This window comes from Acinetobacter sp. IK40, from assembly GCF_035615075.1.
Lineage (GTDB): Bacteria > Pseudomonadota > Gammaproteobacteria > Pseudomonadales > Moraxellaceae > Acinetobacter > Acinetobacter courvalinii.
In genome coordinates this window covers 158,015-170,454 of the sequence record NZ_JANBOE010000010.1, presented here as the reverse complement: position 1 = coordinate 170,454, position 12,440 = coordinate 158,015, and the positions used below count along the sequence as shown (strand labels likewise).

The window sequence follows — 12,440 nt, the reverse complement described above, 5'->3', positions numbered from 1 at the left end:
CAATTACTGACTTAATATTTGCTCAAATAAACTTCGAGAAATTTAAACCAATTAATCAATGAAATATTTTCGATCGATCAACCAGTAAAAATCCACACAAGTTGTTCTTCTATTCTCTTAATGATCTTCTCGATGATTCGTCATCATCAAGCTAGGTCGGCTATATTACTCTCAATTTCTTAAAAGTCAACAGGTAATTTAGATATTTAGCAAACTTATCAACCAACCCAAGAATCTAACCATTTTAGCCAAATCCTTGTTTCTCAACAAGTTTTTATCTGCATCACCGCCGATGGATGTGCATTCTACAGCATTTCAGACCAGACGCAAGCACTTTTAAAAATTAAATTATTCGGTTGTTTTATTTTTAAACTTTAACTTATCTAATTTACTGATTTATATAATTTAAAATTTATTCATTATCTTAAAAATTAATTTAGCCAACATTTAAATAGCTCAAACTACTGTTATTTATAATTTTTTATCCATATTTGTTTTAATTATCAGCGAAAAGCTTTTTGATTTTGATCATTTCTTTCTCACAGGTTCACTTTTTTATCAATAAACAGGGCTCCAACTAAAAATTATATTGAAAAAATATCTCCAAAAAGCAAAACACCGGCTCTGAGGTGCTCAAAACCGGTGTTGCTATTGTTTTCAGTTAACATCCCCTGTTAAGACGATGTGCCTCTTACAATATTCAAGAAGTAAAGATGGCGTTCATATTGATCAATAATGTCCTGAATCAGGTCTTCCTGAGTCCAGTCCATAACATCATAGTTTTGTCCGCCTTCTCTCAAGAATACTTCAGCCTGGAAATATTTCGCTTCATCAGCATCGCCCTGCCCCAGCATAAAACTTGGCGGTACGGTTTCATGCGCATAGACCGTATAGATGAAGTTAATCTCATGATGATGATCAACGCGCAGTTGCAAGCCTTGTTCAGTATTTTGAATGTTCACTTCCAGATGACGGCGTTTAAACTCTTTCTGAATACTTTCAAACGCTTTTCTGACCTGTGTCTCTATATATTCCCTGACCTCAGCTTCAGTATGCGGGTAATGCATGATTAGCCCCAAACGTTGCTGCCAGCTACGCGGATTATGAATTGCTCGCGGTGTAATACGCGCTTCCTGAATCGCCTGCATTTTCGTCACATCGATCTTCAAGGCTTTTAACAGCCCCCAACTCATCAGTAACATAACGAATGTAAATGGCAAGGCGCTCATAATGATTGAGGCCTGCAAAGCAGCCAGACCACCCACCAAGAGTAGAATAATCGCCAAAACAGCCATCAATACGGTCCAGAACAGTCTTTGCCATGTCGGTGAGTTTTCTGTTTTAGCTGTCAGGTAATCTGTCACCAAGGCGCCGGAATCAGCTGAAGTCACAAAGAACAGCATCACCAGTACGGTTGCCAACAAACTCATCACGCCAGCCAAGGGCAAGTGATTCAGAAATTCAAACAACGCCACGGATGAATCATTTTGTACAGCTTGCAGCAAGGTCACGTTGTGTTCTTGCATAATACTGAATAAGGCAGCATTGCCTAAGAAACCCATCCAGATAATGGTAAAACCGGTTGGGATCAGTAATACGCCGACGATAAACTCACGAATGGTCCGGCCACGTGACACACGTGCAATAAACATCCCCACAAATGGCGACCATGAAATCCACCATGCCCAATACATGATGGTCCAACCACCAATCCAGCCATTGGGTTGATAGGCATATAAGTTAAAGGTCATGCTGAATAGGTTGGAGAAATAAGAACCCGCATTCTGAATAGTGGTCTGTAGCAAATAGATACTTGGCCCAGCAATAAAGACAAAGGCCAACAACACCAGTGCCAAGATCAGGTTCAGCTCGGAAAGACGTTTCACGCCTTTGTCCAACCCCAAAAAGACAGACATTGATGCCAAGATACTGACAAAGATAATCAGGCCAACCTGAATATAGCTACTCTGTTCAACACCAAATAAATAATGGAGACCTGAGTTAATCTGGGTCACCCCAAAGCCTAAAGAGGTAGCAACACCAAAAACCGTACCAATGGTGGCAAAGGTATCAATACCATCGCCTATAGGACCGTAAATTTTCTTACCAATAATCGGATAAAGTGCGGAACGGGTTTTTAGGGGGAGATTATGACGATAGGCAAAGTAGGCCAGTGCCAAACCAACAACGGCATAAATCGCCCAGGCATGTAATCCCCAATGGAAGAAGGTGATGCGTAAGGCTTGTTGAGCCGACTCTACACTTTCAGGATCACCACTGGGTGGGCTGACATAATGCATCACTGGCTCTGCCACACCAAAGAACATCAAACCAATCCCCATCCCGGCCGTAAACAGCATGGCAAACCATGAACCATTACTGTATTCAGGCTGACTGTGATCAGGCCCTAACTTGATTTTTCCGCTGGCGGAACAGGCAATATAAATCAGTAAAATCAAAAAGACGGCGACGGATAAAACATAAAACCAGCTAAATGAATCAGTAATCCATTGTTTAAGCTGTTGGGTCAAAAGTTCAAAGGAACTGGGGGCGACAATGACGATTGCGAGAAAAATCGCAATAATAATGACCGTGCTTAAAAACACGTTTGGATTCACATTCGCAAACTGCGAAGATGGCTTGGAAGGCATAATTCCCTCACGTTATTTTAATGATAGTGGATAGACCGCAAGGGTCAAATAAGACATTCACAGCGTGAATAAAAGCGAGCTCATGCAATGTAAAACTCGAGCTCTAGTATAAAAAATATCAACAATAACGCAGTTGTAATGCTGTAACAGGATATGAAACAAATTATAAATATTTGATTTAATAAAAATAAAGTTTAAGTTCTTGGTCATCGCAATCACTTTGGGCATTGTTGATCAATGCCCAATCACACCTTGCTCGGTTAACTCCGCCAAGTGCTCTGTGGAACAGTATTGTGCTAAGACCTGTTGGGTATGTTCTCCCAAACGTGGTGGTGCAAGACGGTATTCCACAGGTGTGGCAGACAACTTTAATGGCGAGGCAATCATTTTAAATTGACGATATTGTGGATGTGGAATCGACACCACCATTTCTCTTGCTTGTACCTGCGGTTCCTGTAATGCCTCCTCCACATTATTGATCATGCCGACCGGCACTTTGACCGCATGAATCCGCTCTACCCAGTATTGTGCAGATTGCGTGAGAAAATGCTGATCCATTAACGTGGTCAATTCACCCCGATGCGCAATCCGGTCCTGATTCAATCTAAACTTTGGATGCGCTGCCCATTCCGCCTGACCGATGGCCTGACACAAGGCTTTAAACTGGGCATCATTGCCACAGGCAATAATAAAGTCCTTATCTTTTGCCTTAAAGGTTTGATAAGGCACAATATTGGCATGCGCATTGCCCCAGCGTTGCGGTGCCTGACCGGTAATCAGATAGTTCATGCCATGGTTGGCTAAACCCGCAACCTGTACATCCAGTAAGGATAGATCAATATGTTGTCCTTTGCCTGTAGTTTGACGCGCCCAGAGCGCTGCCTGAATCGCAATGGTGGCATATAATCCGGTTTGTAAATCCGTGACTGCAACTCCCACCTTTTGTGGGCCGCCACCCGGCAAATCATCCTTTTCACCGGTAATACTCATCAATCCGGCCATACCCTGAATGACAAAATCATAACCCGGCTCAGACGCACGAGGTCCGGTTTGCCCAAATCCGGTAATCGAGCAATAGACCAGTCCCGGATTGATCTCACGCAGGCTGGCATAGTCCAGACCATATTTATGCAGTGAACCGACTTTATAATTTTCAATCAGCACATCACTGTCCTTGACCATTTCCCGTAACAAGGCCTGACCCTGTTTTGAGGCAATATCAATGGTGACCGAGTATTTATTCCGGTTGGCAGACTGATAATAGCCCGCCTCGCGCGTGGGCTGCCCTGCATCATCCTTCATCCACGGCGGCCCCCACATCCGGGTATCATCGCCGGTTTGCGGACGCTCAATCTTGATCACTTCAGCCCCCAGATCAGCCAGAATCTGGCTACACCACGGTCCTGCCAGCACCCGGCTCAGATCCAGTACACGTAAGCCTGTTAATGCACCCATGTTCCATCCTCCTTGCTTATGATTGTTGTGGATCGTATTGGCGATCCCGTATAAATAGCCCCGGTAACACACCCGCAATAAAATAAGCGGCACCCATGACAATAAAGGCCATGGCGAATGTTCCGCCAGAGGCTAAAAAACCGATGGTGGCCGGTGCAATCGCCGCCCCAACCCGACCAATGTTATAGGCTCCGCCAATGGCCGTACCGCGAACATCCGTTGAAAAAGATTCCGCCATATAGGTGGCATTGACCCCATATGGAATCCCATAAAGAAATCCAAAGGTAATGAGTAAATACAGAATATTGTCAGGGGTATTAAAGAAGATAATGATCGGCAGGAAGATTGCGCTGGCCAGTGTTCCAAACACGAAAATGGCACGGCGGTTAAATTTATCTGCCAGATAACCCGCCAGAATCTTGCCTAGAATCATTGCCGTATACGAACCCACCATATAACTGGTCAGCGACTTGAAGTTCATATTCACTTCAGTTTCCAGATAACTCGGCATCCAGTTGTTAATGCCGTAATAACCGAACTGTAAAAAGAAAGCTGTCGTCATCCAGAGCAGGAACATTTTGCGATGTTTGAAATTGGCAAAAATCTGTTGATAGATACTTTGGCTTTTCGGTTGCGGTTGCGTCGTAATAACTTGCTGCGTTTGCGGAGTCAAACTCTTCATTTTCGTCAGCTGCCAGGATTTAGGCTCAGGCACAAAGCGCTGTAAGATGATATTGATCGCTGCTGGAATCACGGTAATGAAGAATAAAATACGCCAGCCGTGTTCCGGAATGATGGCACCTGCCAGTAAGGTTGCCACGATATAGCCAACCGTTTGTCCGGTTTGCAAGGTGCCCAGTACTGTGGTGCGATAGGAGGTCGGAACATACTCCGCCATTAAGGTATTGCAGGCCATATAAAGGGCGCCAATCCCTAAAGCGCCGATAAAACGTAACGACATAAACTGTTCAAAGCTTTGGGTAAAACCCAATAGACAGGTGGCAATTGAAAAGAAAGTCACAGAATGGGCAATGGTTCTGACCCGTCCATATTTATCACAGGCCCAGCCACCCAGAATACCGCCAATTCCCATCCCGGCGAGAGAGGCACTCCCCAGCGCACCCGCCTGAAAGGTCGATAATCCAAATTCTGCCTTTAAACTGGTGAGACTGTATGACAGCAGCATGATATCGATGCCATCTACCACCATGGCGAAGTAGGCAAACAGCAAGGCAAATTTCCATGTGTGCGGCGTAATCCGCGCATAGGTTCCCAGATTAGAAGGCCATTTGCTCATCGCTGAGCTTGCTACCGTTTGAACATCATTGTTCATTTGACACCTCATTTTCTCAAATGGGTCTGGTCTTTCATCAACCATTCAAGTGATGAATCCTTTGCGACAGTGCTATTTATTGTTTTGGCAAAGTGTCATTTTCTACCGGAAATGTGCTTGATGAATCCTTGACGATTTTAATTGCTATAAGTCAATTTTTTAGGCATGAGTTTGCCCGAAGATACGCCCGCAAGCGTATCTTTGCGTTTAAACAATGCAGAAGTTTTAGTTAGAAAATGCAGCGATACCGGTTTGTGCACGCCCAAGAATCAAGGCGTGTACATCATGGGTGCCTTCATAGGTATTCACCACTTCCAGATTGACCAGATGACGGGCCACACCAAACTCATCACTGATGCCGTTGCCGCCCATCATGTCACGCGCCAAACGGGCAATTTCCAGCGCTTTACCACAGTTATTGCGTTTGATCAGCGAAGTCCCTTCTACTGAAGCAATGCCTGCATCTTTCATTTGCCCAAAACGCAAAGCCGCTTGCAGGCCCAGCGCAATTTCGGTCTGCATATCCGCCAGTTTCTTCTGAATCAGCTGATTGGCTGCCAGTGGTCGACCGAACTGTTTACGGTCCATGGTGTATTGATGGGCAGTATGCCAACAAAATTCAGCGGCCCCCATTGCGCCCCAAGCTATGCCATAACGGGCACTGTTCAGGCAGGTAAATGGCCCTTTTAGGCCGCGCACTTCAGGAAAAGCATTTTCTTCCGGCACAAAGACCTGATCCATCACGATTTCACCGGTAATCGATGCTCGCAGCCCGACCTTGCCATGAATCGCAGGCGCAGATAGCCCTTCCCAGCCTTTTTCCAGAATAAAACCACGAATCTCCCCGACATTGCCAGTTTCCGAGACTTCTTTGGCCCACACCACAAATACATCTGCGATTGGACTATTGGTAATCCACATTTTGCTACCACTGAGGCGATAACCGCCTGCAACCTTTTTGGCACGACATAGCATACTGCCCGGATCAGAGCCATGATCCGGCTCGGTCAATCCGAAACAGCCAATGTATTCACCTGTCGCCAGTTTAGGCAGGTATTTCTGTTTTTGTGCTTCGGTACCAAATTCGGCAATCGGCACCATCACCAGTGAACTTTGCACACTGGCCATCGAACGATAGCCCGAATCTACGCGTTCAATCTCGCGTGCAATCAAACCATAACTGACATAGTTTAGCCCCGCACCACCATACTGCTCCGAGATGGTTGGGCCTAATAGACCTAGCTCACCCATTTCCCGAAAAATACTTGGATCGGTTTTTTCATGACGGAATTGTTCCAGTACCCGTGGCATGAGTTTGTCTTGACAATAGGCCTGAGCGCTATCCCGAATCATGCGTTCTTCCGAGCTGAGTTGCTGTTCGAGTAAAAAGGGATCTTGCCAGTTAAAAGAGACACGCTTTCCTTGATTTGCCATGACTTGTGATCTTCCTGTTGATTAATTTTGATATACATTCTGCTCTTGATGCTAGGCCAGATTGTGCCCTCAGGCAAACGATGTTTTTTCATACAGCTATGCGTTTTATGCATAGCTCAATTGCAATCCGTGGCATGCTTCTGTTAAAAATAAAGCAGAGAATAATCTACAAAGCTTGAGCTATCCAAACCTCATTGCCGATTTTCGCACGCAACACAAGGACGCTGTTATGCGACGTATGATTCCTTCACTGCAATCATTAATCTGTTTTGAAGCCGCTGCCAAACATAAAACCTATACTCATGCGGCGCAGGAACTGAGCATGACCCAAAGTGCCGTTTCCCGACAGATTCAGCAACTGGAAGAGTTTCTGAATCTACCGCTGTTTCATCGGGTACGACATGGCGTCGAACTGACCGTTGCGGGTGAACAATATCTGAAAAATATCAAGACGCATTTGCTCGGGCTGGAACACAGCACACTCGACCTGATGTCGCATCAAGGTTTAGGCGGTACGCTCAAACTGGGCGTAGTACCCACATTTGCGACACGCTGGCTGCTGCCACGCCTGCATCGGTTTAATGAAAAATATCCCGAAATTACCATCCATCTGGAAACCAGTACCAAACCATTTCTGTTCAGTGAGCAGATTTTTGATGCTGCCATCTATGCAGGTACACCCGCTCAGGTAGAAAACTGGCCTGGCACGACTGCACATTTTTTGATGCAGGAAGACGTGGTTGCCGTTTGCTCGCCGACGCTGATTAGAAAGTTCTTCCCTGATTTGATTCAAAATCAATCAAGCTCGACACTAGATTTGTCTCCGGAACAGCTCTCACAACTGCCCTTATTACAACAGACCACCCGTCCAGCGATCTGGAAGGAATGGTTCGACAGCCTAGCCTATAACGCGCCTTATGCGATGGAAGGTCAACGCCATGAACTGTTTTCGATGCTGGCCGTGGCGGCAACCCACCATCTTGGTGTGGCCCTGATTCCACAAATGCTGATCGAGAAAGAACTGAGTCGAGGAGAATTGATGATCGTGTCATCACACAAACTCAGTGGTTCACGTTGCTATTATTTTGTTTATGCCGAACAGCCGCATAATCCGATTATGCTGAAATTCATCGAATGGCTGGAACAGGAAACCACAACCCGTTCCAATGCTACAACGAATTACTGATTTTTGGGTAAATGCGCAATATATTGCAGTGCAATCAGACGCGAGACCACCACGGCCAGATACATCACTCCGCCAAACATTTGCAGCATGGCAAGCACTCTGGCGGCTGGGCTCATCGGCATCAAGTCCGATAAACCGGTTGCCGATTGCAGACTAAAACTCAGGAACAGTAAATCTAGCCAGCTTTGCAGCGCTTGGGGCTGATTGGGATTCAGGAAACTGTTCGGCAAAAGTAGCTGACAAATACTGTATAAAAAGGCAAAGGCCCAGGCGATCAGGGTAAATACTGCACCTGCAGCAAACAATTCGTCTTTGGTGAGATAGCGGTCGGCAAACATATAACGAAGCAAGCCATAAGCGGCATAGAAATAGGCCATCGCTTCAAAACTGTAGGCCATGATCTGGATGGTCGGTGTGCTATAGCCATTAAACAGCATAATCGAAAAGACAAAGGCACCACTGACAAAGATGAGCCCCCAAAAGGTAAATACCGGAGTTTGCCTGATCACCTTGGCAATAATTAACAGCGCCAATACGCCCAATGACCAGGTCAAGGCACGATATTCACTATCACCATAGGTCAGCATATACAGAATTAATAAGGCTAGCTGAACCAGCAACAACCATGCGGATGGCAGCAAACGAAAGGTACGCCAGAATTGTTTTAAGCTTTGCATGTAGTTTCCTGAATCTTGTTATGCTTTTCATTTTTGTTGAGTGCATCATACTGCATCTAAAAAAGAAACAATCATTTTAGACAGTTCTTGTTGCAGGCGTTGTTCTTCGATCAGAAAAGTATTTTTACTGGCATAACGCATCATGGTAAATAAGGTACTGTTAATAATCACAAACGACTTATGTTTTAAGGTCTCAAAATCCCAGTGCGGATAATAACGGCCGAATAGGTACATGCCGACTTCTAAAAAGTGCTGCTCTAACACCTGTGCCGCTTCCGAGTCACTATAGGCATGCCAGTTTTTTAAGATTTCGATAAAAAACCCCTGATCAGATTTTAACGACTCAAAGCCAAAGGCAATGCTTAATGTGATGATGTCCTGAATAGTAGTTTGCTGTTGTAGCATCACCAGTTGCTTTACCGCCTGTCCCAAGTTTTCGCTTTTACGTAGCAATAATTCCGCAATGATTTGCTCTTTATTTTCAAAATACTGATAAATCGATCCGACACTCACGCCTGATTTTTCAGCGATTTTAGGTGTAGTCACCTGCAAAACCCCATGTTCAGAAATACATTGCTGTGCCCCTTCCAGAATACTTTCAACGATCATTTTGGCGCGTTGCTGCTGTGGTCGTTTTCTCATGCTCAGCCTCAATTGAAATGCGAATTGAATGCGAATAATTATTCATATTAAGCTTTGATTAAATAACAATCAGGGACTTTATGCAATGCACGGCATCGTTAAACCTAAACGCTTAGCGGCATTTGAAGATATGAGTCAATCCAATCTCAAAACCAAGATTCTGAGTTATATGACCCATCAGCAGGTTCAGCCCAGTTATCAAGACTATCAGGCACTGAATACCGCTCTGCAAAGTGGTGATGAACCCATGGATCAACTGCTGCTTTGGGTGCTCCAGAATCCAAAACAACACCGTAAATATTTTGAAACGGCGCTGTATCAAGGCCTCGATAAACTGCCACATGAAATTCCTGAACTTACGATTTTCTTCCAACGAGTAGAGCAGAAACCGGTCTGGTATGAGCAAGCTAAAATCGATGAGGCGCTTAAATTCACCTATCGTCTCGGCATCAATAATGGCCTGATCCTGCGGGATTTATCCTTAATGACCGGCTACCTGTATCCGGGTTTCAACCAGCCTTTGATCCTGACCGGCGCATTAAAAAAACAGGCAGGCACACGGCTAGCGGAAACCACCAAATGGTGGGTCGATATTACTGAACCGGATGGTTTTTCCCGTTTTAGCAAAGGATTTACCTCTACCATTTTTGTCCGTTTTATCCATGCTTTGGTTCGTCACCAATTGCAAAAATCCGAGAAATGGGATGCCGAAACTTGGGGAATCCCGATTAATCAATATGATCAGGCCATGACCAATATTGCCTTTAGTGGTGTAGTGCTGATTGGCATTCGCGCTTTGGGAATTTTTCCAAGCAAGCAAGAAATCGACAGCTTTTTACATTTCTGGAAATATGCAGGCTGGCTAATGGGCGTTGAAGAAAAATGGTTAGTCGATCAAGAAGTCGATGGCTGGAAACTGATTTATTGGATGCAATTTGCCCATCCACAGTCCGATGCCAGCAGTATTTCACTTGGTTCCAGTCTTTCTAAAGAACCCTTTGAACGCAAATACCGTTATCTACGCACTTTTCAGCAGAAACTGGCCTATAAGCAACACTTAGAAATTACCCAGTTCTTTATTGGCCGTAAGAACATGCAAAAACTCGGCTTAGCTCCGCAATCGGCTTCCTGGTTTGCCTACTATCTGATTGGTCGAAATTTAGCGTTGTATAGCAGTGCCCGATATATTCCAAAATTGAATCACTTTCTTGAGCAAAATGGACGTCATTTGCAACGTATTGGCTTGTCACTATATCGCAATCAGTCGCAGCAGCTGGCCAGCATGCATCAATAAGCCATAAAAAAAGCCCTCAATCAATGAGGGCTTTCTTTTGGCTCAAGCGAATTAGTGATCTGACGCGCCAGACGCACCGATCCCGGTCATTGAGCGAACAAACTGAGCATCAAAAGCTTTACGTTCTTTCTCAGCACGTGCTGACTTGTCCGTGACAGAGAAGAACCAGCAGCAGAAGAATGACAGTGGCATTGCAAATAATGCTGGGCCATTGAATGGGTTTGGCGCCGTTTCAGAAATCGCCAGCGTATCCACCCAAACCGCTTTCGACAGAATGATCAGGCTGACTGCACCGACCAGACCTACGACACCACCAATCACTGCACCACGTGTGGTTAAGCCTTTCCAGAACATGGATAACACGAGTACTGGGAAGTTTGCACAACAGGCTACCGAGAATGCCAAGCCAACCATAAAGGCAACGTTTTGTTTCTCGAACAAGATACCCAAGATCATGGCAAAGATCGCTAAACCTAAAGTTGCGATTTTTGACATTCTTAACTCAGACGCAGGGGTGGTTTGGCCTTTCTTGAATACGTTGGCATACAGGTCATGTGAAATTGCAGAGGCTCCTGAAAGTGTTAAACCAGCAACTACCGCAAGGATTGTTGCGAATGCTACTGCCGAGATAAAGCCCATAAATAAGTCACCGCCCACCGCATCACTCAGGTGAACTGCCGCCATGTTGTTACCGCCCACCAACTCTAATTTGCCTGTGACCGCTGCTTTAGCAAGGTCAAGGAATTGCGGGTTGTTGGCAACAAACAAGATCGCACCAAAACCAATGATGAAAGTTAACAGATAGAAGTAACCAATAAAGCCTGTTGCCACCACAACTGATTTACGTGCTTCTTTGGCATCTTTCACCGTAAAGAAACGCATCAGGATATGCGGTAAACCTGCGGTACCAAACATCAAGGCAAGACCGAGTGAAAGCGCATCAATCGGATTGGCGGCAAGTTTACCTGGCCCCATGATCTTAGCAGCCTCATCCCAGCTCATGCTATGCGCCTGGCTATACACTCCAATCGCCTGGTTAAACATATTGGTGAAGCTAAAGCCAACCGCTTTCATCACCATAAAGGCCATGAAGGTCGCACCGCTGAGTAGCATCACCGCTTTAATGATTTGTACCCAAGTGGTTGCCAACATGCCGCCAAAGATCACATACGCCATCATCAACAGGCCCACGATCACCACCGCAATGTTGTAGTTCAAACCAAATAACAATTTGATCAACTGACCTGCACCGACCATCTGTGCAATCAGGTAGAACGCCACCACAACCAGTGAACTGAAAGCCGCCAAGGTACGGACAGGTTTTTCTTCCAGACGGAACGACACCACATCGGACAGGTTATATTTGCCCAGGTTACGTAAACGCTCTGCGACAAGGAACAGAACAATCGGCCAACCGACCATAAAACCCAGTGAATAGAGCAAGCCGTCAAAGCCCGAACTGAACACCAGTGCAGAAATACCCAGGAACGATGCGGCAGACATATAGTCACCGGCAATCGCCAAACCGTTTTGGAAACCGCTAATCCCGCCACCAGCGGTATAGAAATCTTGTGCAGACTGGGTTTGCTTGGCTGCCCATTTGGTAATGAACAGGGTAAAACCGACAAAGATCGTAAACATAATGATCGCGTGCCAGTTGGTCGCCTGCTGTTCAGCGGTACCTAGATCCGGACTGGCGAATGCAATACTTGTGCAGCAAAAGCTCAACAGTGTGAACAGTACCGCTTTGAATGAGGTCCCTTTCATC

The 12,440-nt window shown here is 45.4% G+C and carries 9 protein-coding genes; 2 read left to right on the top strand and 7 right to left on the bottom strand.

Translation table 11 applies throughout. The annotated features are described in order from the left end of the window. Positions 1–674: 674 nt before the first annotated feature. The 4 genes from MSG93_RS17045 to MSG93_RS17030 form a co-directional block, all read right to left on the bottom strand. A complete protein-coding gene (locus MSG93_RS17045; protein WP_324622635.1) occupies positions 675–2,651 on the bottom strand; it encodes a choline BCCT transporter BetT in 1,977 nt (658 codons plus the stop codon). A gap of 234 nt (positions 2,652–2,885) precedes the next feature. After that, positions 2,886–4,106 carry a CaiB/BaiF CoA-transferase family protein gene (locus tag MSG93_RS17040; RefSeq protein ID WP_324622633.1) on the bottom strand — a complete coding sequence of 407 codons (1,221 nt, stop codon included), beginning with the start codon at positions 4,104–4,106 and terminating at the stop codon, positions 2,886–2,888. A gap of 16 nt (positions 4,107–4,122) precedes the next feature. Further along, positions 4,123–5,439, bottom strand: a complete 1,317-nt coding sequence (locus tag MSG93_RS17035) for an MFS transporter (protein ID WP_324622632.1) — start codon at positions 5,437–5,439, stop codon at positions 4,123–4,125. Positions 5,440–5,664: 225 nt separating this feature from the next. Continuing rightward, the gene (locus tag MSG93_RS17030) at positions 5,665–6,873 is read right to left on the bottom strand and encodes an acyl-CoA dehydrogenase (protein ID WP_005228422.1); all 1,209 of its coding nucleotides are present in this window, start codon (positions 6,871–6,873) and stop codon (positions 5,665–5,667) included. A 229-nt stretch (positions 6,874–7,102) separates the two neighbouring features. On the opposite strand from MSG93_RS17030, the gene MSG93_RS17025 reads away from it, so the two are divergent. Then, the gene (locus MSG93_RS17025) at positions 7,103–8,059 is read left to right on the top strand and encodes a LysR family transcriptional regulator (protein WP_324622630.1); all 957 of its coding nucleotides are present in this window, start codon (positions 7,103–7,105) and stop codon (positions 8,057–8,059) included. Here the strand turns inward: MSG93_RS17025 and MSG93_RS17020 are convergent. Then, positions 8,053–8,736, bottom strand: a complete 684-nt coding sequence (locus MSG93_RS17020; protein WP_005228414.1) for an ion channel — start codon at positions 8,734–8,736, stop codon at positions 8,053–8,055. The two genes, MSG93_RS17025 and MSG93_RS17020, sit on opposite strands and share 7 nt — an antisense overlap. Positions 8,737–8,781: 45 nt before the next feature. Beyond that, the gene (locus MSG93_RS17015) at positions 8,782–9,378 is read right to left on the bottom strand and encodes a TetR/AcrR family transcriptional regulator (protein WP_005281178.1); all 597 of its coding nucleotides are present in this window, start codon (positions 9,376–9,378) and stop codon (positions 8,782–8,784) included. Between the two features lie 85 nt (positions 9,379–9,463). Between MSG93_RS17015 and MSG93_RS17010 the strand changes: the two genes are divergently transcribed. Next, positions 9,464–10,672, top strand: coding sequence for an oxygenase MpaB family protein (locus MSG93_RS17010; RefSeq protein ID WP_324622628.1), 1,209 nt, complete (start codon positions 9,464–9,466; stop codon positions 10,670–10,672). A 51-nt stretch (positions 10,673–10,723) separates the two neighbouring features. Here MSG93_RS17010 and MSG93_RS17005 read toward each other — a convergent pair whose 3' ends face one another. Continuing rightward, a complete protein-coding gene (locus tag MSG93_RS17005) occupies positions 10,724–12,439 on the bottom strand; it encodes a cation acetate symporter (protein ID WP_005228408.1) in 1,716 nt (571 codons plus the stop codon). Between the last annotated feature and the right edge of the window lies 1 nt (position 12,440).